The following is a 21,458-nucleotide window of genomic DNA, read 5'->3' as shown; positions in this document are numbered from 1 at the left end:
CGCGATCGCCGTCCGCCCGCGGCCGTGCAGGCGATTTCCTGCGCTGCCGTCCGCTTGACTGCACGTCGTTGGATCAGGACCATTCGGCGGTGAGCGAGCAGAAGAGGACGGCCCCGGACGCTGACTGGGCGGTGGACTCCGCCCGCAGCGACGAGCTCGCCGCCTCTGGCCCGCCGGATCATGTGCAGGCGTCGATCGAGGGCCTGACCCTGCGGTCCAACCAGCTCCAGATGCCCGGGTCCGCCGAGCCCCCGCCGACGGTCCCGATGCGGCGCCCGGAGCGCGACGCACCGACGGCCGCCGGCCGGGACGCGCCGCCGGACCCGTCCCCCTCCCCTGCCGACCGGCGCTCGCGGAGCCTGGGCAAGTACCGGTTCATCGCGACGCTCGGGCGCGGCGGCATGGCGGACGTGCACCTGGCGGTCGCGGTGGGGCCGGCGGGCTTCAGCAAGCTGCAGGTCATCAAGCGCCTCCGGCCCAACATCGCCGACGAGCCCGAGTTCCGGGACATGCTGCTCGACGAGGCCCGCCTCGCCGCGCGGCTGAACCACCGCAACGTGGTGCAGACCAACGAGGTCGGCCTCGCGGACGGCGAGTACTTCATCGCCATGGAGTACCTCGACGGGCAGCCGCTGAGCCGGGTGATCTCCCGCGCGCGCGAGCAGGAGCGCGCGATCCCGCTCGCCGTGCTGCTCTGGATCCTCGGCGAGGTGCTGGCCGGCCTCCACTACGCCCACGAGCTCGCCGACTACGACGGGACCCCGCTCAACGTCGTCCACCGCGACGTCAGCCCCCACAACATCTTCATCACGTACGACGGTCAGGTGAAGATCGTCGACTTCGGGATCGCGCTCGCCGCGCACCGCGTCGTCGAGACGCAGGCGGGGACGCTGAAGGGCAAGGTCGCCTACATGGCGCCGGAGCAGGCGTTCTCGCGCTCCTCCGAGATCGATCGGCGCGCGGACATCTTCTCTGTCGGCATCATCCTCTGGGAGATGGTCGCCGGCCGCCGCCTCTGGCGCGGGCTGTCGGACCCGCAGATCATCACGCGCCTGATGGGGGACATCCCGGACGTGCGCTCCGCGCGCCCCGAGGTGCCCACCGAGCTCGCGCACATCTGCAGCCGGGCGCTCGCCCACGCGCGCGACCAGCGCTATCCGACGGCCGCCGAGCTCCGGGCGGAGCTCGATCGCTACGCGGAGCGCCTCCGGGGGCAGGTGACGGCCGAGCAGGTCGGCGGGCTCGTGCGCGAGCTGTTCGCCAGCGAGGGGGCCGAGATCCGGACGATCATCGATCGGCAGCTCAGGCGGCTGCAGGAGCAGGGGCCGGACGCGGCGGGGGGCGCGGAGCCCGGCCACGCATCGAAGCTGCCGGCGCTGCCCGTGCGCGGGTCGAACGACTCGTATCCTCCTCCCCCGGACGACGCGGCGGCCACGGGCTCTTCGCCCTCGGAGCCTGCCCGTCGTGTGCAGCGCTCGAGCCCTCCGCAGGGGACGCTCCACGCCGTCGTGCGCACGGAGCGGATCGCCGCCGCTCAGCCCGGGCCGGCGCAGCGGCGCTCCCGGCTGCCGCTCCTCGCGGCCGGGGCGGTCATCGCGCTGATCGGCGCGGGCACGCTCTACGCAAAGCTGCGCGAGCCGGTCCGGCAGCGCCTCGTCACGACAGCGGCGCCGGCCGAGAGCGCGCCGCCCGCGCAGGCGCCGTCCTCGCCGAGCGCCGCGCCCTCCCCCCCAGCGGCCGGGAGCAGCGCTCCGGTCGCGGAGGTGGACACCGCGCACCTCCACGCGTCGATCAGGGCGCGCCCCGCCAGCGCGAGGATCTTCCTCGACGGGGTGGAGCTCCCCTCGAACCCGTTCGAGGCCAAGCTCGTCAAGGACGGCGCGGCGCACCGGATCGAGTTCTCCGCTCCGGGACACGTCACGCAGCGGCGAATGCTCGTGTTCGACAAGGACCTCGATCTCGAGGTGACGCTCTACCTGGCGCAGCGAGGGCCGGCCCCCTCCCCCAGGACCACGGCCACGGCGACCTCTCAGGGCACCACGCCCCCCGCCGAGATCGATCTGACCGCCCCGCCGCCGAAGCCCGATCCGTACTGACGGCGTCAGCGGCTCGCTCCCCGGGCGGACCATCGCTGTAACATGGCGAAATATCTTGATTTTTCTGGTCCCCGTCCCAGACCCGGCGCCGCCCCGCGGCGGCTACAGGTCCCGGTACCCGGTGGGCGGATCGACGAGCTTCGCCGCCTTCGCGACGCCGCGGAACACGTAGTCGGAGTAGCTGTACGGCCCGTCCGACCACACGAGGAAGTCGTCCGCGAGCAGCCCGTTCGGCGCTCCCTCGCAGAGCTCCGGCGCCGCGAGCGCGGGGCCCTCGTTGTAGATCGGCGCCGACGCGTTCACCTCCTCCTCGGCCTCTTCCATGGCGGCCAGCGCGCCAGCGTGCCGGTCCGCGTCGAGCTCGTCCACCGGGTACAGCTCCCAGTCGAGCAGCACGAGCTCCGGGTGCGGCGGCTCGTTCGGCGGGGACGCGAAGGGCGCATGAGCGGCCTCGGGGAGGCCCGTGCGCGCGAGCGCCTCGAGCAGGCGGCTCCGGTAGCGCGCCGCCGCCTCGTCCGGCGTCCAGAAGGCCGAGAGGACGGCGATCACCTCCTCGGTCCTCGCCTCGCGCCACAGCGAGGGGTCGCGCGAGCCGAGCTCGAGCCCGCGCTCCTTCCTGAGACGCGCCTCGAACGCCGCGGCGTGCGGCGCGAACTCCGGCAGCTCGGCGAGGGCGTGATCGACGGACCAGTGGATCCGATGATCGACCTCGCGCACGTACCGGTGCTTGCCGAGGGCGCGGAGGAGTCGGGCGATTTCGTCGGGTGTGCGCGCAGCGAACGACCAGGCAAGCATCATGGGGCAGGGCTCATCGATCCGTGCAGGGGACCGTGCGGGGAATCATGCAGAACATCGCGCGGGGACGACGCGCCGAGCTGGCCCGCCGGCGCCGGTCAGGCGGCGGCGGGCGCGAGCGTCGAGCGCCTCGGCAGCGTGAATTTCCATCGCGCGGCCGCGGTGTCGATCACTTCTTGCCGGGCACGTGCCAGACCCCGGCGAACCACACAAGGGATCCGTCTGCGCGGCGCACGGTGGCGTTGGGAGCGAAATACGCGCCCGGCGGCACGGGCTCCCAGCGGCCCGGCTGCCACGCCCAGCGGCGGCTCCGCCACTGCCACTCGCCGTCGATCCAGACGAGGCCCGGCTTCTCGGGCGGCGAGATGATCTCGACCCGCGCCGGGGGCGGCGGGTAAGGCACCACCACCGCGGGCTCGCTCGGCAGGTGGGGGCCGGTCGGGGGCACCGGGAGCGAGCTGCCGCAGCCGGCGAGGAGGAGCGCGAGCGGGAGCCCGGGCGCGCGGCGGAGCAGGGCGTTCATCCAGCGTCGATCCATGTGAAATACGCCTCGAGGACGTCGCGCCCGACGAGCAGGTACTCCAGCGTCGCGAGCGCGAGGAACGGGCCGAACGCGATGCGGGCCTGGCCGAACCCCTCGCCAGGCTCCTCCGCGAGCGGATCTCGCGCGAGCTCCTCCTCGGCGGCGGCGCGCTCCTCGGGGGACATCCCCGCGAGCTCGGCGCGGATCTGCTCCCGCTCGAGGCGCACCGCCTCGGGCTCCTCGATGCTCCCGCGCAGGAGCAGCATGGCGATCGCCACGAGCGAGCCCTGGACGGCGCCGGCGCCGAGCACGAAGAGCGCGCCGCCCCAGCCGAACCAGGCGCCCGCCAGCATGAGGAGCTTCGCGTCGCCGAGGCCCATGCCGACGCGGCCGCCGCGGATCCGCGGGTAGAGCACGACGAAGGGGAGCCAGACGACGGCGAAGCCGACCGCCGCGCCGAGGAGCGCGTCGGCGAAGCCCATCGAGCGCAGCGACGCGGTGGCGACGCCGAGCACCGCGCCGCCGATCGTGATCCCGTCGGGGATGTACATGTGCTCGAGATCGATGAACGTCGCCGCGAGCAGCCCGAGCGCGAGCGCGAGGTCGGCGGTGTAGATCGCGAGCGCCCGGAGGATCGGCGTCGTCTCGGGGAGCCGGAGGATGATGACCTCGACGATCGCGAGCGACAGGACGCCGCCCGCCGCCTCCACGAGCGGGTACCGCGGCGACACGGGGGCCCTGCAGCAGCGGGCGCGGCCGCGCAGCAGCAGGTAGCTGAGGACCGGGATGTTGTCGAAGGCGCGGATCGGCGTGCCGCACGCCGGGCAGCGCGAGCCCGGGCGGACGACGCTGAGCTCGCGCGGGACGCGGTGGATGACGACGTTGAGGAAGCTCCCCCAGAGCAGGCCGAGGCAGATCGCGAAGGCGCGGAGGAACCACGGGGGGAAGTCGGCGAGCATCACCGGCGGATCATGTCCTGGAGGCGGCGAGCTTGAGCATCATCGTGAGCGCCTGCTCGAGCTCCGCGGCGGTGGGCTGCACGGGGTTCTCGGAGAGCGCGGCCTTGAGGTCGACGAGGCGGCCGCCGAGCTCCTGGTAGTGGCGGCGTGCGCCCTCGGTCGGCGCCTCGGCGACCCACCGCTTCACGATCTCGCGCAGCTCGTCGAGATCGCTGCCGGCGAGGAGCTGCGCCATCTGCGAGGCCATCGGATCCGGTGCGCCGCTCACGCCCTGCGCCATGGCGGCCAGCATAGCGCGGGCACTTTGACGGGCGAGGGCTCCTGCGACATAAGGCGGAGCGCTTTCGAGGACGTTCGAGGAACAGTCGAGGAATGGTGCCGACGAGGACGCCTGCCTTTGTCCTGAGCCTGATGCTCGCCGCCGGCGTCGCCGGAGGGGCCGGGTGCGGCCGCGCAGAGCAGCAGCAGCAGCAGCAGGAGGCCGGGGAGAGGCGCGCGGACGGAGGCGCCCCGGTGGCGCTCGCCCCGACGGGCAAGGTGCTCGAGGCGGCCGAGAACGAGTCGCCCGCTGCCAGCACGACGCCGCGGGCCGGCGCGGCGGCGGCGGGGCCGGCGCGCATCGAGATCCCGGCCGGGAAGCTCGTCGCGGGCAGCACGCCCGGGGACAAGGGGCGCGATCCGGCGCTCGAGCCGGCGCTGCTCGAGGTCGAGCTGGGCGGCTTCACCATCGACCGCGCCCTGTACCCGAACGATCCGGCGCAGCCCCCGCTCACGGGCGTGACGCGGTCGCGCGCCTCGGAGCTCTGCCAGCAGGCCGGCGGGAGGCTGTGCACCGAGCTGGAGTGGGAGCGGGCGTGCAAGGGCCCCGAGGGGACGCCCTACGCGGGCGGCGCGGCGTGGGATCCGGCGTGCGCGAAGGCGCCGGCGTCGTGCGCGTCGGGGTTCGGCGTCGTCGGCATGGGGGGCGCGCTGCGCGAGTGGACCGCGAGCGACGTCGCGCCGATCGAGAACCTCCAGCCCAGGGCGGCCGCCGTGCGAGGGGCCACGGCGAGCGCGAGCGGCGTGGATCACCGGTGCGCGCACCGCGCGGCGGTCGATCCGGGCGCGTCGGGCGACGACATCGGCTTCCGGTGCTGCCACGGCGCGCCGAACGCGGCGTCGATCCCGTCGCCGCAGTGGCAGCAGACGTTCCGGCGCGCGGAGATCGGGCCGCAGCAGGTCGCGGAGCTGCTCGCGTCGGTGCCGCAGCTGCGCGATCTCGGCGGGGAGATCTCGTTCTTCAAGGAGCCCGACGACGTGAACCTCGTCCTCGGCCGCGGCCGAACGCGGCTCTCGCCGGGCGGGACCCCGGCGGTCCAGTCCGACGGAGGCCCGCCCCCGAACACGACGCTCACCACGGCGCCGCTGCTCTGGAACCCGGTCCCGGGCGAAGAGGTGCTCGTGGTGACGGGGAAGTCCGACGAGGACGCGTTCATCGTCGCGTTCCTGAGGCTCCCCGGGGAGCGCTACCGGATCGCGTCGTCGCTGCTGCTGAAGGGCGATCGGGGGCCCATCGCGCTCGGCTTCAACGGCTACGTGCGGCGGCGGCTCTCGTGGGCGACCTGCTGGGACTGCCGCGGCGAGGCGGGCAACGTCACGTACCGCGACGACAACCGCGTCGTGATCACGCAGAAGTGAGCGCGCGGCGACGCGGGCGTGGGCGCCCGACGGCGTGGAGGCGAGCGCGCTGCGGCGCAGGAGCGCGCCCGCGGCCGAGCAGCGGCTGTCCCGGGTCGCTCAGGCGGCGGGGCCGAACAGCGCGCGCCTGTACGTCGCGGCGTACTCGATGATCCGCTCGACAGCGTCGACGAACTCGGAGCGATCCAGCGACTCGGTCGGCAGCTCGGCGCACAGCAGGATCTCGTTTCGCTCGTCGAGCGCGAATTTCGCGATGCGCATGTCCCGGTTCGCCTCGAGCAGGTGGCGGAGCAGACCGACAACCTGGCCGGTGTCCTCGACCAGGGGAGCCAGGGGGGCGTCGCCCTCGGCGCCGCCCTGCGGCTCGATCCGATCGAGCACGCCGAACATCGAGAGCACGATCCAGTTCTCGGTGCACTGGACGTAGAACGGCGGGAGCTCGACGAGCCCCTCCTCGCGCGGGCGGATGCGCAGGGTCGACGGCTTCTCCAGCTCCGCGCTGTAGCCGATGTCGTCCGTCCAGCGCTGCAGGATCGTCACGTCGATCACGGCCCGCGTGATCGCCCTGCGGCCGCCGGAGATCAAGATGCGGCGCGCGGGAGAAGCCAGGTGCCGGTGAGCGCCGGGCGAGCGACGTCCGACCACGCTGGAGCCGACACACGCAGGTACGGAGCGGGCGGAGCTCCGAGGGGCCCTGGCTCGCGCGCCGCGGATTTCACCGCGCCGGCGCGGCAGTTCGCGCCGCGGCGGCAGGGCGCGGCGCTACAGGCTGAGGACGGCGTCCTCTCCCCGGTCGGCGATCTTCGTCTCGATGAGGCTGAGCAACGCCTGCCTGCGCTCCTCGAGCTCGACGAGGGCGCGCGGCGGCACGAGCTCCTCCTCGATGCCGCCGGGGCGCAGCGCCGCGGCGGCTTCCTCGGGGCCGAAGCGCGCGAGCGCGTCGCGGAGCGCGCGGGGGAACCGCGCGGCTTCGACCAGGCGCTCGAGCTGCCGATCGAGCTCGCGCGCCCTCACGTGCAGCGGGAAGGCGCTCGCGTTGGCCTCCAGGCTCAGCGCCCCGGCGCCGACGTCGATGACGATCTCCTTCCGGAGCCCGTTGCCGGCCAGGTAGTCGAGCGCGAGCACCTCCAGGTAATCGCGGAGGATCGGGGCGCGCTCGCCGCGCGCAGGCGACGGCGAGCGCGCCCAGCGCGCCCACACGTCGAGCTCGGGCGCGTCGTCGAAGCGTATCGACCGGCGGCGAGGCGCGGCCCAGCGCGGGCCCGGTGGACCGGGAGCAGGCGCGAGGACCAGCGCGTCGACCGTCCCGTCGTTCATGACAGCGAAGCGACGCAGCAGCTTGCGAGCGGCCGGATCCCGGCCAATGAGCGACGCGAGCTCGCCGATGCCGATCCGGCGCGCCGCAGCCGCGGGCACGACGTGTGCGCCGAGCGCCCTCGCGAGGCGGTAGAACGCGACCGGACGACGGAACGCGAGCGGGTTCTTCTTCAGCGCCGGCGCGAGCTTCACCTTGACCTCGCGCGCGGCCGCGCCGCCCTCCGCCGCGCCGAGCGCCAGCGTCGCCTCGAAGCGGCCGTCCGTGGGCTTGCCCGTGACCCGCAGCGCGCGCAGCGGCGAGCGCTGGAGATCGCGCGCGGTGCGCGCGTCCCCGGCGGCGGGGGCGACCGTCGCGGGAGGCGCCGGCGGCTCACCCGACGATCGCGCCGGGGGCGAGGCTCTCGCGGGCGCGACATCGGCGTCGGCCGGCGGCGCGATCGCGCCGTCGGGCGCGCCGCTCCGCTCGGGCGGGCGTCGCGCGCACGAGGCCGCGAGCAGCGCCGCGGCGACGAGCAGGCCCCGCGCCGCCGCGCCGCCGAGGCGCCGCGGCGATCCGCGCGCTGGTCCGGGCGCGCGCTCGGCTCGCGCGCGCCGGCTCATGGGTCCTTCGAGGGCCCGCGCGGATCGTCCGGCGGCGGCCCTTCGGCCGCGCTCGCCCCGCCCGAGATCCCGCCGAGGACGCGCTCGATCAGGAACTGCTCCACGCGCTCGATGACCATCTTCTTGCGCTCCAGCGGGACGACGTGCGTCCCGCCGCTCACCATCATCAGCTCTCCGCGAGGCAGCGCCGCCGCCATCTCCTCGGCGAGCCGGGGCGGGGTGAACGTGTCGCGATCGCCGGCGATCACCAGCGCGGGAACGTCGATCTGGGGGAGCAGATCGAGCGTCGAGTGCTCGCCCGCGCTGCGCAGCATGTGGAGGAACATCGAGAAATCGATGTCGACCATGTGCCGCATGTACGGCAGCAGATCCGCCGGGGTGACAGCGCTCGCGTCGACCTCGCGCGCGAGCAGCGCGATCCGCAGCGCCATCGGCGCGGGCACGCGGCTCCAGATCGCGCGCGCGATGTGCGGGTACGCGTCGACCTGCTCGATCACGCGCGGCAAGAGCTGCGCGAGCACGTCGGTGCCCTTGAAGTGGTGCGTGATCCTGCCGGACGAGCCGCAGATCAGCACGAGCCCGCGGACCGCCTCGCGGTGGGTCCGCAGGTGCTCCAGGATGACCTGGCACCCCATCGAGTGCCCGAAGAGCACCACAGGGCCGCCGCCGATCGCCGCGCGCACCGCGGCGAGATCGCTCGCGTGGTCGCGCAGCTCGATCGCCCGCGGATCGACAGGCAGACTGCTCCGCCCGTGCCCTCGATAATGCCAGTGGGCGACGTTGACCGAACGCGCCAGGTCGTCCCACAGGTACTTCCAGATGAAGCCGTCACACGCGATGCCGTCACAAAGCACCGCGGTGAGGCGATCCGAGCCCCCCCCGACCCCGCTGGCCAAGCTTCCGATGCCGCCGGGACCTTCCCGGTAGCGGACGTAGATCCGCGTACCGTCCTTCCCGGCGGCGAAGAGCTCTCGACCCATCGATTCCCGAGCGACGCGGCTTACGCGAAGCTCGCGGCGAGGTTAGTCGCCGCTGTCCTCATCGTCAGCCACGTCATTGACACTCGGAAGCTTTTTGATGTCTATCCGCGCCAGCTTCCACGCGCGCTGCACAACCCAAGAAAGCGAGCGATCGAGCCGCGCCGCTTCCTCCTTGATTTCTTGCAGCATCGACTCCGGAAAGTAGAGGCTCTGCTTCCGCTTGTCCGTCTTCGAGGCTTCGTTGTTTTTCGCCAGCGTGTCCTTGTCGGTCATACGCTCTTGGGGCTCCTCCCGATCCGCCACAGAAGAGCACCTTAGCGTACGGCGCACTTCCGTGGAAAGCATTCGTTTTTCCGTGATGCCGATTGCGGGCACTATGTATGTAACTCCGCGATAGGCGCTCTGCGTCATGGCTCCGGGAATGCGATCTTCCCCGCAATCGCGCTCGCCGCGACGATCAGGGGACTGGCCAGGTAGACCTGGCCGGGGCCGCTTCGGCCCGGGAAATTCCGGTTGATCGCCGAGACGGTGACCTGCTCCTTGCGGTCGGACACCCCCGGCCCGGCCTTGATACAGGCTCCGCAGGAGGGGTCGACGAGCTCAGCACCAGCCTTCTGGAAGATCTCGAGGTAGCCCTTCGCCTCGGCGTAGCGGCGGATGTCCTGCGAGCCGAACTGGATGTAGAGGTGCACGCCCTCGGCGACGCGCTTGCCCTGCTCCACCGCGCGGCGCAGCACCGACGCGTACATGTCCATGTCGGCCTTCTTGCCGCCCGTGCACGAGCCTCCGTACGCGATGTCGATCTTCACGTCGCCGCCGGAGACCTCGCGGAGCGATCGCAGCGGGACGCCGTTCCGCGGATCGCCGGGCGTCGCGACCATCGGCTCGATCGACGCGAGATCGACGTCGAACGTCGCCACGTACTCCGCGCCGGGATCCGCGCGCACGACGCGCGCGCGCACGTCGTCCGCGGCGAGCCCGCGCTGATCGACGAGGTAGCGCACGATCTCCTCGTCGGCCTCGATGATGCCGGTGAAGCCGCCCGCCTCGACGGCCATGTTCGTGAGCGTCGCGCGCTCGTCGAGGCCCATCGCGCGCACGCCGTCGCCCGCGAACTCGAGCACCTTGCCGATGCCCTGCCCCGTCTTCCAGAACGGCTGCGAGAGCAGGAACAGCATCACGTCCTTCGCCGTGACGCCCGGCCCGAGCCGCCCGGTCAGGTTGAAGCGCACCGACTGCGGCACCGCCACGCGCACGTCGCGCGTGAGCCACGCGTTCGCCATGTCGGTCGATCCGACGCCGAAGGCGAAGCACCCGAGCGCCCCCGCCATGCACGTGTGCGAGTCGGTCCCGGCCACGATCTGCCCCGGCAGCGCGAGCTCCTCGATCACCTTGTTGTGGCAGATGGCCTCCGAGCCCACCGTCCTGCCGTCGCGCTCGACCTCGCCGTACAGCTTGACGCCGTGCCGCTCCGTGAAGGCCTGCTGCACCGTCGCGAGCGAGGCCGCCTGCTCCCGCAGGCCCAGCTTGAGGTGCGCCTCCGGCATCACGCGATCGAGGAACGTGAGGTGATCGCGGAACGCGAAGACGCTCTCCGGCTCGCTCACGACAGCGTCGGGCCCGAAGCCCGCCCGGAAGAGCGACTCGGCCATCGGCGTGACGTACTCGTGCGAGAAGCGCACGTCGATGCGGACGAAGAGCGCGTCGCCGGGCTTCACCGCCGGCGCCCCGATCTTGCCCGCCCGGGCGTCGACGATCGCGTGGGCCGCGATGATCTTCTCGCACAGGGTCATCGGCCGCGGCGGCGTCGCGAGCGTGGGCGGCGAGACCTCGCCGGCCATCCGCGCCTTGTTGTAGGCGAAGAGCCCTCCGTACTCGACGACGTCGGCGCTGATCGCGTCGAGCCCGCGCGTGAACTCGCCGATCGGGATCTCCTCGCCGCGCGCGAGCCGATCGAGGAGCGAGAGGTCGGTCGTCGTGAGCAGCCCGATGTTCTGGCAGTTCTGGCCGTAGATCTTCTCGATGCTGCGCGCGACGACGATCTGGATCCCGGCCTCGCGCTCCGAGTACGGCGCCGTCTCGCGCGAGCTGCCGCACCCCTTCGAGCGCCCGCTGACGATGACCCCGAAGCCGCCGTTCTTGATGGCGTCGCGCTCGATGTGCGCGCCGCGCAGGCCGACCAGGCAGTACCGGGCGAGCGTCTCGTCGTAGTAGTAACAGACCCACCCGGGCGTGAGCTCGTCGGTCGAGATGTTGTCGATCAGCGCGTGCTGCCCGGGATCGAAGCGGATCTCGCCGCCCGCGAGCTGCTGCTTCAGCAGCTCCGGATCCTCGGTCAGGTAGAGGATCCTCCCGGTGACGTGAATCGACTTCCGACGCGGGATGGGCATCTGCACCTCGGACGCCCCGGTGCGCGGGGCAGGCGCGCTGGGACCCGATCACACCTAGTCGCTCTGCGCGGAGGCGCCAACCGTGGTCTTCGCGGCCGCGCTCGGCGCTCGGCGCGCCTCACGCTCCGGGCAGGAAATCCAGCGTCCGGCGGGCGCGCCGCGCGGGGGCCGCGCCTTGACGGCGCACCGGGGAGGTGGTGTCTTCGCGGCCGCCGCCGGGCCGCGAGCGATGACACGACCCACGATTTCCAGCACTTCCGTCGCGATCCTGGGAGCCGGCCTGACGGGCATGGCGGCCGCGTACCACCTCGGCCGGGCCGGCGTGCCGCACCGGGTCTTCGAGCGCCTGCCGCGCCCGGGCGGTCACGCCATCACCGTCGAGGACGATGGGTTCCGCTTCGACCGGACAGGCCACCTCCTCCACCTGCGCGACCCCGCGACCCGGGAGCTCGCGCTCGGCTGGCTGGGCCCGGACCCGCTCGAGATCGAGCGGCGCTCGATGATCTGGTCGAATGGCACGTACACCCGCTATCCGTTCCAGGCGAACACCTTCGGGCTGCCGCCCGCTGTCGCCTACGAGTGCCTCCGCGGCTTCATCGAGGCGCGCTTCGCGTCGAACCGGCCCGAGCCCAGGAACTTCGAGGAGTTCTGCCTGGCGCACTTTGGCGAGGGGATCAGCCGCCACTTCATGATCCCCTACAACAGCCGCCTCTGGGGGGTGCACCCGAGCGAGATCACCGCCGCCTGGTGCTCCCGCTTCGTCCCGCTGCCGAAGCTCGAGGACGTGCTCGCCGGAGCGGTCGGGCTGAACGACAGGGAGCTCGGCTACAACGCGAAGTTCCTCTACCCGCGGCTCGGCATCGGGCAGCTCACGCACGGGCTCGCGCGGGCGCTCGCCGAGCAGCGGCCGCGGGACGCGGGCACGCCGGCGATCGAGCTCGGCCGCGCTCCGGCGGCGATCGACTGGCGCGCGAGAGAGCTCGTGTTCGACGATGAGATCGTCCGGTACGACGTGCTCGTGTCCTCCGCGCCGCTGCCCGCGCTCGTGAGGCTCCTCTCCGATGCGCCGCGGGCGGTCGGCGAGGCCGCCTCGCGGCTGCGCTGCACGCACCTCTACTACCTCGACGTGGCGCTCGACACCCCGTGCGGAAAGCCGCTGCACTGGGTGTACGTGCCGGAGGCGAAGTACCCGTTCTACCGGGTGGGCTGCTACTCGAACTTCTCCTCTTCCATGGCGCCGCCGGGCAAGGCCTGCCTCTACGTCGAGCTCGCCGATCGCGCCGAGCCCGATCTCGCGGCGCTGCTCCCGCGCGTCGCCGACGGCCTCGTCGAGATGGGCCTCATCCCGTCCCCGAACGCCGTCCGCTTCGCGCGGCTGCGCCGCATCGACCACGCGTACGTCGTGTTCGACCACAGCTACTTCGCGTCGCTCGAGGCGGTGCGTCCGTTCCTCGAGGGCCAGCGCATCCTCTCGTGCGGGCGCTACGGCGGCTGGAACTACTCCTCGATGGAGGACGCGCTCCACTTCGGGCGGGACGCCGCCCGCCAGGCGCAGGCGCTCCTCGGAGGCGCGCCGTGAGCACCGTCGAGCCTGATCGCGGGGGCGCGGGCGAAGCGCCGGAGATCTCGATCATCATCCCCGTCTACAACGAGGAGGCGATCCTCCACGCCGCCGTCGTGGACCTGCGCGAGCGGCTGTCGCCGCTCGGCTGGCGCTGGGAGCTCGTGCTCGCCGAGAACGGCTCGCGCGACGGGACGCTCGCCATCGCCGGCGAGCTCGAGCGCAAGTACCCGGAAGTGCGGCACTTTTCGATCGGCGAGCCGAACTACGGGGCCGCGCTCCGCGCGGGCATCGAGCGGGCGCGCGGGCGCTTCGTGCTCTGCGACGAGATCGATCTGTGCGACGTGGACTTTCACCGCCGCGCGATCGCGATGCTGCAGGCGGGCGGGGCCGACATGGTGATCGGATCCAAGCTCATTAAGGGAGCGCGCGACGATCGCCCGTGGGCGCGGCACGCGGCGAGCCAGATGTACAACGGGCTCCTCCGCGCCACGCTCGGCTTCCGGGGGACGGACACGCACGGGCTCAAGGCGTTCCTGCGCGAGCCGCTGCTCGGGATCGCGCGCGAGTGCGTCGTGGACAAGGACGTCTTCGCCAGCGAGTTCGTCATCCGCGCCTACCGGGCAGGGCTCCGGATCGAGGAGATCCCCGTCCGCGTGCTCGAGAAGCGGCAGCCCTCGATCAACCTCTCACGGCGCGTCCCGAACGTCCTCCGCAGCCTCGCGAAGCTGACCTGGGCGATCCGGATGCGCGGCTGACGGCCGGCCTCTGCCGGTATTTGCAGCGCCACGCGCGCGGCCGAGCCCGCTCGTGGAAAACTTCTGGCATGCTATACGCCGCAGGTGACGATCCTCCTTTCGAGCGCCGCACGGCCGGCTCGACGCGCCGACACCGATGTGGATGTCGTCGTGATCGGCGGCGGTGTGAACGGCGTCGGGGTCGCGCGTGACGCGTCGCAGCGGGGGCTGAAGGTCGCCCTCTTCGAGCGCAACGATCTCGCGTTCGGCGCGAGCGGGAACTCGAGCGGGATGATCCACGGCGGGCTCAGGTACCTGACGAGCGATCCGCACGTGACCGAGAACTCGTGCCGCGACTCGGGGCACATCCAGGCGATCGCGCCGCACCTGCTCTTCCGGATCCCGTTCCTCGTTCCGTTCGAGAACGCGCGGCACGCGCGCGTCCTGTACACGCTCGCCGACGGCTTCTTCGAGGCCTACGACAAGTACCAGCCGCTCAAGCGCGGCAAGCCGCACGCGCGCCTGACGCCCGACGAGCTCCGGAGCCTCGAGCCGGGGCTCCACGGCGACCTCGTGGGCGGCTTCAGCTTCGACGAGTGGGGCATCGACGGCGCGCGGCTCTGCATCGCCAACGCCGTCGACGCGATCGAGCGCGGGGCGAAGGTCTACGTGGGGCACACCGTCGAGCGGATCGAGCGCCGCGAGGACACCGGCGAGGTCGTCGCCGTCCGGTACCGGGACCGCAGGACAGGCGAGGACGGGCGGCTGCGGACGAGCGCGGTGGTGAACGCGACCGGCGCGTGGTCGCCGATCACCGCGTCGCTCGCCGGCCTGCCCGCCGCGAGCTCGCGGGTGCGGCCGGGCAAGGGCGTGCACGTCGTGTTCGACCGGCGCCTCACCAACTACGCGATCATGGCGCGGACGATCGACGGCCGGCAGATCTTCGTCGAGCCGTGGGAGAACATGAGCGTCGTCGGCACGACCGACGACGACTTCTACGGCGACCTCGATCAGGTCCGCGCGACGAGCGAGGAGGTCCGGTACCTCGTCCAGGGCATCGCCCGCGTGTTCCCGCAGATCCACGAGGCGCGCGCGATCGGCACGTTCGCGGGCGTGCGGCCCACGCTCTACGCCTACGGGCCGAGCGAGGACGCCCTGTCGCGCGACCACCAGGTCGTCGATCACGCGGCGCACGGCGCGCCGGGGCTCTACTCGATGATCGGCGGCAAGCTGGCCAGCTTCCGGCTCTTCGCCCAGGAGATGACCGACGTGCTCGCGCGGCGCTTCGAGCTCGGCGCGCGCTGCGCCACGCACGTGACGGCGCTGCCCGGCGGCGATCGCGCGGTGGACGCGCTCGCGCTGTCGCGCCGCATGGAGATCGACGCGGTGGCCGCGCGGCGGCTCGTGTACCGGCACGGCTCGCGCGCGCTCCGGATCGAGGAGCGCGTGCGAGAGCGGCCGCGCGAGGGGGCGACGGTGTGCCCCTGCGAGCCCGTGATCGAGGCCGAGGTGCGCTACGTCCTGCGGCACGAGCTCGCCAGGAGCGTCGCCGACGTCGCGCGCCGCACGCGGCTCGGCCTCGGCGCGTGCGGGGGTATGCGCTGCGCGGCGCGGTGCGGGCAGATCGTGGCGCAGGAGCTCTCGCTGCCGCCGCGCGACGGGATGCGGCAGGCGGTGGAGTTCCTCTCGCGGCAGGCGGTGACGCGCGCCGTCGCGCTCGGCCCGGAGCAGGCGAGACAGGAGGCGCTCGCGATCGCCAGCGTGCGGTCGGAGCTCGGCGCGCCCGCGGACGACGAGGCGCCGGCGGCGGTGAGCGAGGAGAGCGAGGCGAGCGATCGCCGCGCGCCGCGCCCCTCGTGGGAGCCGGAGGAGAGAGCGTGGCGCGATCGATCCTCGTGATCGGCGCCGGCGTCGCCGGGCTCGCCGCGGCGTGGAGCGCGCGGCGGCGCGGGGCGCGGGTCACCGTGATCTCCGCGGGCGTCGGGGAGACGGCGCTCGCGGGCGGCGCGGTGGACGACGCGCCGTGGGAGCAGGTCGAGCGGGCCGCGCGGCTGCTCGGCAGCGACCTGCCCGCCGGCGATCTCGCGCCGGCGGCGCGGCAGTTCGCGGCGGAGCTCGGCCTGTGGGACCTGCCGCAGGGGGCGGCCGCGCGCCTCGCGACAGTCGCCGGGCGGATCCGCCCGGCCCGCGGCAGGGATCGCGCGCTGCTCGATCTCGGCCCGCTGCGCCGCACGCGCGTCCTCATCCCGCGCGCCGCGCGCGGGATGTGGGACGCCGACGCGCTCGCCGAGGCGCTCTCGGACGAGCCGTTCGCCCGGGCGCGGGGGCTGCGCTTTCTGCCGGTCGACGCGCCGGTCCTGCGCTTCGACGACGAGCGGCGGATCGCGGACGGCGACCTCGCGGCGCGGCACGACGACCCGGCGCGGCTCTCCTGGCTGCTCGAGCGGCTCCACCAGGCGCTCGAGCGCGCGGGCGGCGCGGGGGCGATCCTGCTCGGCCCGTGGCTCGGCGCGCGCGCGCCGCGGGCCGAGGCGCTCTCGGCGCGGCTCGGCGTGCCGGTGGGCGAGGCGCTGAGCGGCGCCGGCTCGCCCGCGGGGCTCCGCTTCGAGGCGGCGCGCGACGCGCTGCTCGCCGCGATCGGGGCGACGCACCGCCACGGGCGCGTGCGCGCGGTCAGCGTGGGCGGCGACGGCCGCGGCGGGACGGGGGATCCCGGCGACGGCGTGCTGGTCCACGTGGACGGCGAGGACGTGCCGCTCGCGGCGGACGCGGTGATCCTGGCGATCGGCGGCCTGGCCGGCGGCGGGGTCGCGTACGCCCCGCCCGAGCGCAGCGCCGGCCCCGACCTGCCGGCGCGCGGCGCTGTGCCGTTCGCCCTCTCGATCGCGGCGCCTGTCACGATGGGCGACGAGCGGGGCGCGATCGGCGTGGTGAGCTCCATGCACGGGCCGGAGCTCGACGTCGTCGCCTGGCCGCGCGGCGATCGACCGGGCGCGCTGGAGGCGGTGGGCGTGCGGTGCGAGGGCGTCCGCGCCGCCCCCGGGATCCTCGCGGCCGGGGCGACGATCGCCGGGAGAGCGCGCACCGTGCTCGACGCGGTGATCACCGGGCTGCGCGCCGGCGCCGAGGCCTGACGCGCGGCGCGGGGCGTTCCGGCGCGCGTCAGGCCTCGGCGCGGCCTCGCGCTAGCGGGCCGCGGGGATCATACGGAGGAGCTGCTGGTAGCCGACGGCGAGCGTGAAATCGCTCCCGCGGCCGGGATCGGCGGGCACGTCGCCCTCGGGGCCGCGCGTCGCCGCCGCGTCCGCGCGCTTCTCCACGAGCACGGCCCTCGGCGAGCCGGCGAAGCTCGAGCCCTCGGCCGGGAGGTGCCCCTCGAGGTCCTGCTCGCGGAGGATGCCGGCCAGGGCCTGCTGCTGCGCGCTCTCGATGACGATGTCCGGGCGGATGCCCTGGGCCTGGATCGAGCGCCCGTTCGGCGTGTAGTAGCGCATCGTCGTGAGCCTCACCCCGGCGCCGCCGGGCAGCTCGTAGATCGTCTGCACCGAGCCCTTGCCGAAGGTCGTCGCGCCGACGACCGTGGCGCGCCCGCTGTCCTGGAGGGCGCCCGCGACGAGCTCGGCGGCGCTCGCGGAGTACTCGTTCACGAGCGCGACGACGGGCAGCGAGGCGAACGCGCCGCCGTCGTGCGCCTTCGCCTCGTCGACGACCTTGCTGCGCTGGCGGGTCGAGTAGATCGTCCCCGACGAGAGGAACTCGTCGGCGACGGCCTCCGCCTCGTGGACGAGGCCGCCGGGGTTGTTGCGCAGGTCGAGGATCACCCCGGCCAGCGGCGCCTTCGAGGCGGCGCGCACCCTGGCCGCGGCGCGGAGCATCTCTTCGTGGGTGCCGTCCTGGAACTGCTTCAACCGGACGTACGCGACGTCGCGCTCGAGGCGCTTGGCCGCGACGCTCGTGACGTGGATCTGCTCCCGCGTGAGGTCGAACGTGAGCGGCTCGCCCACGCCCTGCCGGCGGATCGTGAGCTTCACGCGGGAGCCGGGGGGCCCGCGCATGACCTTCACGAGCTTGTCGAGGCGCTCGCCGCGCACGGGGCGGCCGTCGATCGCGAGGATCCGATCGCCGGAGCGGACGCCCGCCCGCGCCGCCGGCGAGCCCTCGATCGGCGCGATCACGGTGATGTCCTCGTCCCTCGCGTCGACCTCGATGCCGACGCCTCCGAACGTTCCCCCGGTCTCTTCCTGGAACTGGGCGAACTCTGCGGAGCTCATGTAGGCGGAGTGCGGATCGAGCTCCGCGACCATCCCCTTGATGGCGCCGTCGATGATCTTGTTGCGCTCTGCCGGCTCGACGTAGTGGTTCTCGACGAGCACGAGGACGCGCGCGAGCTGCTCGAGCGGCGCGTAGGGGCTCTGCGCCTGCGTGCTCGCGCCCGCGAGGTGCGAGGTCGCCGCCCCTCCCGCGAACGCCGCCGCGATGAGCCCAAGGGTGCGTACCCAACTCGGAAACCGTCGCATCCGCCGACCATAGCAGCGCCGCGGGCGGCCGCGCTCGGAGCGCAGCCGTGCCGGACGCGCCCGGCGCGGCGCCCGCCCGGCGCGCCGCCTTCGACCGGACGCCGAGGCGGCGGCGGCGCGATGCGTGTGAAGCGTGGTGGAAACGTGGAAGCGCGCCAGCACGGGCATACTGCCCTGCGTCGGTGCCGGTCGAGCTGTCGTTCGATCGGACGTCACACCGAGGTGCCCAAGGTCCAGGGCGCATGGTTTGTCCTAGGAAGAGTGTTCGGCTATCTTCGCGCGCCTGAACGTGGAACTTGCCTCCTCATCGTCCTGCGTCGCCTCCGCGAAGCAGGGCTCGCCGCGAGGGGCTGCTCTCGCCGAGACGGTCATCGGCCGTGGCGAAGAGCTGTCCGCGGCTGCGCGGTCCTCCGTGCGCGGGAGACAACTCGCACCCCGAGGCGGCTAGGATGGCCAAACCCACCGATCGTGAGCTCGTCGATCAAGCCCGGAGCGGAGATGCCCAGGCGTTCGGGGTGCTGGTTCGTCGATATCAGAAGCGCATCTTCCGGCTCGCGTTCCACCTCGTCCGCTCGGGCGCGGAGGCAGAGGACGTGACCCAGGAGACCTTCGTCCGGGCTTATCAGGCGCTCGATCGGTTCGACGGCCGGAGCGAGCCGTTCACCTGGCTCTACCGGATCGCCGTGAACCTCTCGCTGAACATGATCCGGGCCCGCAAGCCGAGCAAGAACTCTACCCCCGCGGACGACCCGCGGATCGAGGCGCTCCTGCTCGAGACGCGCCCGAGCCACGGCGTGGATCCGGCCGCGACGACCCAGCGTCGCGAGCTCGCGGCCGCGCTCTGCGACGGCATCGACACGCTCTCGGACACGCTGCGGACGACGCTCATCCTCGTCTGCATCGACGGCGTGCCCCACGAGGACGCATCCAAGATCCTGGGTTGTCCAGAAGGAACAGTTGCCTGGCGCGTCCACGAGGCGCGCCGCAAGCTCCGCGTGTACCTCGCGGAGCGCGGTTTCGGAGGGGACGCCGAATGAACGTCACCAGCAAGCTCGACCTCGATGGGATGCTCAACGATTGGCCTGCCCCCGCCCTCGACGAGGCGGCGTGGGAGACGCGGGCAGCTCGCATCGTCGAGGTCGCTCTATCCCATGCTCCGGAGGGCGCGGCGGCGCAGACCGACCTCATCGCAGCCCCCGACCTCGCCGCCGAGCCAGGCGAGGAGCAGGCGGGGGACATTCTGCGCGAAGTACATGCAGCAGGAGGCAGCACCATGGCGGATGGATCACAAGCAGGCAGGGCCGCGAAGTCGGAAGCGAGCCTGTCGGGCGGCAGCAACTCGCGCCCGCCGGAGAGGAGACGCCAGTCGCTGAAGGAGATCGCCGAGCGCGCCAGCCAGGCGCCGGGTCGCGTGAGCGGGGCGCCCGGGGCGGGCGGCTCGCCGCTGTCGACGCCCGTGCCGTCCGGACGCAGCGCGCTGTCCACGCCGCTGCCCTCGTCGGGGCGCGTGTCCACGCCGCCGGGGCGCGGCTCGATGCCCGGCGGCCTCCGCGCTTCCTCGCCCTCGCTGCGGTCGGCCGAGGGGGTCACCGAGGACTCCGGCGTCATCGATCTCAACCGGCTCAGCGCGTCGGTGCCGCCGGAGCAGGTGGAGACCGCCGGGAAGGCGCAGCCCGGCGCGGCCGACCCGGTCGACGACGAGAAGCCGGCCGAGGTCGCCGCGCTTTCCGCGAGGAGGCCGCGCGCCCCGGCGGCGTCCGGCGCCGAGGCGTCGGCCAGGAGGCGCTCCGGCGGGATGATCGCCGGCGCGGCCATCGCGGCCCTCGGCGTGGCCGCGGCGGTCGCGTTCATGGTGAAGACCCCGACGGCGCCGTCGCAGCAGGAGACAGCGGCCGCGCCGACCCCCGCCGTGACGCAGGCCGCGCCGCGCGACGAGAGGGCGATCGAGACTGCGGCCCCGGTCGCCGCGGCGCCCGCCGCGCCGGCGGCGACAGCGGAGGTCGAGCAGCCGCCCGTGGAAGCGGAGGAGAAGCTGGCGGCCGCGCCGAGGACGCCCGCAGCGCCGGTCGGCGCCGGCGCCGCCGCGCCGGCGGCCCACGAGGCGCCCGCCGCGCCCGCCGCGGCGCCGAAGACGGAGCCGCAGAGCAAGGTGGCGGCGGCGCCGACGGTGACCGGAAATCCCGGAGACCTGCCGTCCGCCATGCAGGCCGCCGTGGGCGACAGCGGGGAGAAGCAGCCTTCGGTGGAGTCGGAGGCGCCGGTGCCGGCCTCGGGTTCGCTCCGGCAGCAGAACATCCCCGAGCAGCCGTCGCAGGGCTCGGTCCAGGCCGCGCTCGGCTCGGTCATGGGCAGCGCGAGGGCGTGCGTGGCGGGCGCGGACGACGTGTCGCGCGCGCAGATCACGTTCTCGTCGGCCGGCCAGGTGAGCAAGGTCAGCGTGAGCGGCTGGGCGGCGGCGAACGGCCAGTCGAGCTGCGTGCAGTCCGCGCTCAAGGCCGCGAACGTGGGCCCGTTCTCGAAGCCGTCGTTCTCGGTCAGCGCGACGATCCGGCCCTGATCGAGCCCCGCACGCGAGGACAAACGTCCTGGTTGACATGAGGGGTCGCACAGGTAGAATGCGCGCCCCCATGGTTTCCGCGACTCAGCAAACCCAGCGCATCCGTCAACGCAAGGCGCGCACGTCGGGCACCCGCCGCAAGCGCTTCGAGCGCGCCAACGGCACCCCGAAGTTCCCGATCCATCCGGCGGGTTACGATCAGAACGCGCCGGACGCCCTGCGCGCTGCCACGCCCGCCGAGGCGCAGGCGAAGAAGTAGGAGAGCTTTTCTCATGGCCAATCACGCATCCGCCGAAAAGCGCAACCGTCAGCGCATCACGAGGACGGCGCGCAACCGCGCCACCAAGTCGGAGCTCCGCACGACGGTCAAGAAGGCGCGCATCGCGCTGAAGGGCGTCCCGCAGGAGTCCGCCGCGCAGGTCACCGCCGCGGTGAGCGCGCTCGACCGCGCCGCCTCGAAGGGGACGATCCCTGCCAAGCGCGCGTCGCGGGTGAAGAGCCGCCTCGCCCTCGCCCTCCACAAGGCGAGCGTCGCTGCCAAGACCGCCGCGAGCTGAGCAACCCCCTTCCGCACGTACGTCCCGCTCACCGCAAGGTGAAGCGGGCGTCGTCGTTTTGTCTCCTCGCAGCACCGCAGCCCCCCGCTGCCGCAGCCCCCGCTGCCGTTCCGCCGTCGCCGTCACGCCCACGGAGCGCATGGCTCCGTCCCCCCTCTCTCTCTCCAACCACAACGCCAGCGGCGGGCACCC

20 protein-coding genes are annotated in these 21,458 nt (G+C 73.4%); 10 read left to right on the top strand and 10 right to left on the bottom strand.

Going from position 1 to position 21,458, the window contains the following annotated elements; translation table 11 throughout:
- Positions 1-89: 89 nt before the first annotated feature.
- Positions 90-2,096, top strand: coding sequence for a serine/threonine protein kinase (locus WMF42_RS43335; RefSeq protein ID WP_437689085.1), 2,007 nt, complete (start codon positions 90-92; stop codon positions 2,094-2,096).
- A 102-nt stretch (positions 2,097-2,198) separates the two neighbouring features.
- Here WMF42_RS43335 and WMF42_RS43330 read toward each other — a convergent pair whose 3' ends face one another.
- The 4 genes from WMF42_RS43330 to WMF42_RS43315 form a co-directional block, all read right to left on the bottom strand.
- Positions 2,199-2,894 (bottom strand): hypothetical protein, encoded by a 696-nt coding sequence (locus WMF42_RS43330; RefSeq protein ID WP_434044481.1) that lies wholly within the window; start codon positions 2,892-2,894, stop codon positions 2,199-2,201.
- 166 nt (positions 2,895-3,060) lie between these two features.
- Positions 3,061-3,429, bottom strand: a complete 369-nt coding sequence (locus WMF42_RS43325; RefSeq protein WP_233561568.1) for a hypothetical protein — start codon at positions 3,427-3,429, stop codon at positions 3,061-3,063.
- The gene (locus tag WMF42_RS43320) at positions 3,411-4,373 is read right to left on the bottom strand and encodes a prepilin peptidase (RefSeq protein WP_233561570.1); all 963 of its coding nucleotides are present in this window, start codon (positions 4,371-4,373) and stop codon (positions 3,411-3,413) included. Before WMF42_RS43320 ends, WMF42_RS43325 begins: the two co-directional genes overlap by 19 nt.
- Positions 4,374-4,383: 10 nt before the next feature.
- On the bottom strand, positions 4,384-4,653 hold the full coding sequence (locus WMF42_RS43315; RefSeq protein WP_233561567.1) for a hypothetical protein: 270 nt from the start codon (positions 4,651-4,653) through the stop codon (positions 4,384-4,386).
- A 92-nt stretch (positions 4,654-4,745) separates the two neighbouring features.
- Between WMF42_RS43315 and WMF42_RS43310 the strand changes: the two genes are divergently transcribed.
- Positions 4,746-6,050: a formylglycine-generating enzyme family protein gene (locus tag WMF42_RS43310; protein WP_437689083.1), complete on the top strand. Its 1,305-nt coding sequence runs from the start codon at positions 4,746-4,748 to the stop codon at positions 6,048-6,050.
- A 99-nt stretch (positions 6,051-6,149) separates the two neighbouring features.
- Here the strand turns inward: WMF42_RS43310 and WMF42_RS43305 are convergent, their stop codons facing one another.
- The 5 genes from WMF42_RS43305 to WMF42_RS43285 all read right to left on the bottom strand — a co-directional run bounded on the left by WMF42_RS43305 (position 6,150) and on the right by WMF42_RS43285 (position 11,337).
- Complete coding sequence (locus tag WMF42_RS43305) at positions 6,150-6,695, bottom strand: YbjN domain-containing protein (protein ID WP_233561565.1); 546 nt, start codon at positions 6,693-6,695, stop codon at positions 6,150-6,152.
- Positions 6,696-6,812: 117 nt separating this feature from the next.
- On the bottom strand, positions 6,813-7,967 hold the full coding sequence (locus WMF42_RS43300; protein ID WP_437689081.1) for a hypothetical protein: 1,155 nt from the start codon (positions 7,965-7,967) through the stop codon (positions 6,813-6,815).
- Entirely contained in the window at positions 7,964-8,947 is a 984-nt protein-coding gene (locus tag WMF42_RS43295; protein WP_081427065.1) for an alpha/beta fold hydrolase, read from the bottom strand. Before WMF42_RS43295 ends, WMF42_RS43300 begins: the two co-directional genes overlap by 4 nt.
- A gap of 42 nt (positions 8,948-8,989) precedes the next feature.
- Positions 8,990-9,220 carry a TIGR04563 family protein gene (locus WMF42_RS43290; protein ID WP_012241296.1) on the bottom strand — a complete coding sequence of 77 codons (231 nt, stop codon included), beginning with the start codon at positions 9,218-9,220 and terminating at the stop codon, positions 8,990-8,992.
- Positions 9,221-9,354: 134 nt separating this feature from the next.
- A complete protein-coding gene (locus tag WMF42_RS43285; protein WP_061612888.1) occupies positions 9,355-11,337 on the bottom strand; it encodes an aconitase family protein in 1,983 nt (660 codons plus the stop codon).
- 229 nt (positions 11,338-11,566) lie between these two features.
- Between WMF42_RS43285 and WMF42_RS43280 the strand changes: the two genes are divergently transcribed.
- The 4 genes from WMF42_RS43280 (at position 11,567) to WMF42_RS43265 (ending at position 16,769) form a co-directional block, all read left to right on the top strand.
- Positions 11,567-12,916 (top strand): protoporphyrinogen/coproporphyrinogen oxidase, encoded by a 1,350-nt coding sequence (locus tag WMF42_RS43280; RefSeq protein ID WP_063815993.1) that lies wholly within the window; start codon positions 11,567-11,569, stop codon positions 12,914-12,916.
- Positions 12,913-13,656, top strand: a complete 744-nt coding sequence (locus WMF42_RS43275; RefSeq protein ID WP_061612887.1) for a glycosyltransferase family 2 protein — start codon at positions 12,913-12,915, stop codon at positions 13,654-13,656. Before WMF42_RS43280 ends, WMF42_RS43275 begins: the two co-directional genes overlap by 4 nt.
- 84 nt (positions 13,657-13,740) lie before the next feature.
- Positions 13,741-15,534 carry a glycerol-3-phosphate dehydrogenase/oxidase gene (locus WMF42_RS43270; RefSeq protein WP_437689077.1) on the top strand — a complete coding sequence of 598 codons (1,794 nt, stop codon included), beginning with the start codon at positions 13,741-13,743 and terminating at the stop codon, positions 15,532-15,534.
- Positions 15,513-16,769 carry an FAD-binding protein gene (locus WMF42_RS43265; RefSeq protein WP_437689075.1) on the top strand — a complete coding sequence of 419 codons (1,257 nt, stop codon included), beginning with the start codon at positions 15,513-15,515 and terminating at the stop codon, positions 16,767-16,769. Before WMF42_RS43270 ends, WMF42_RS43265 begins: the two co-directional genes overlap by 22 nt.
- Before the next feature lie 51 nt (positions 16,770-16,820).
- Here the strand turns inward: WMF42_RS43265 and WMF42_RS43260 are convergent, their stop codons facing one another.
- Positions 16,821-18,152 (bottom strand): S41 family peptidase, encoded by a 1,332-nt coding sequence (locus tag WMF42_RS43260; protein ID WP_061612532.1) that lies wholly within the window; start codon positions 18,150-18,152, stop codon positions 16,821-16,823.
- Between the two features lie 449 nt (positions 18,153-18,601).
- Between WMF42_RS43260 and WMF42_RS43255 the strand changes: the two genes are divergently transcribed.
- The 4 genes from WMF42_RS43255 to rpsT all read left to right on the top strand — a co-directional run bounded on the left by WMF42_RS43255 (position 18,602) and on the right by rpsT (position 21,266).
- Positions 18,602-19,189, top strand: coding sequence for an RNA polymerase sigma factor (locus tag WMF42_RS43255; protein ID WP_061612533.1), 588 nt, complete (start codon positions 18,602-18,604; stop codon positions 19,187-19,189).
- Positions 19,186-20,709: a hypothetical protein gene (locus tag WMF42_RS43250; RefSeq protein ID WP_437689073.1), complete on the top strand. Its 1,524-nt coding sequence runs from the start codon at positions 19,186-19,188 to the stop codon at positions 20,707-20,709. Before WMF42_RS43255 ends, WMF42_RS43250 begins: the two co-directional genes overlap by 4 nt.
- A gap of 70 nt (positions 20,710-20,779) precedes the next feature.
- Complete coding sequence (locus WMF42_RS43245) at positions 20,780-20,968, top strand: hypothetical protein (RefSeq protein WP_061612848.1); 189 nt, start codon at positions 20,780-20,782, stop codon at positions 20,966-20,968.
- A 13-nt stretch (positions 20,969-20,981) separates the two neighbouring features.
- On the top strand, positions 20,982-21,266 hold the full coding sequence (gene rpsT / locus WMF42_RS43240; RefSeq protein WP_061612847.1) for a 30S ribosomal protein S20: 285 nt from the start codon (positions 20,982-20,984) through the stop codon (positions 21,264-21,266).
- The last annotated feature ends 192 nt before the right edge of the window (positions 21,267-21,458 follow it).

The organism is Sorangium sp. So ce176, assembly GCF_051519835.1.
GTDB classification, from domain to species: Bacteria; Myxococcota_A; Polyangia; order Polyangiales; family Polyangiaceae; genus Sorangium; species Sorangium cellulosum_G.
The sequence above is the reverse complement of the archived record's forward strand: the minus strand, read 5'-3'. Positions and strand labels throughout refer to the sequence as shown.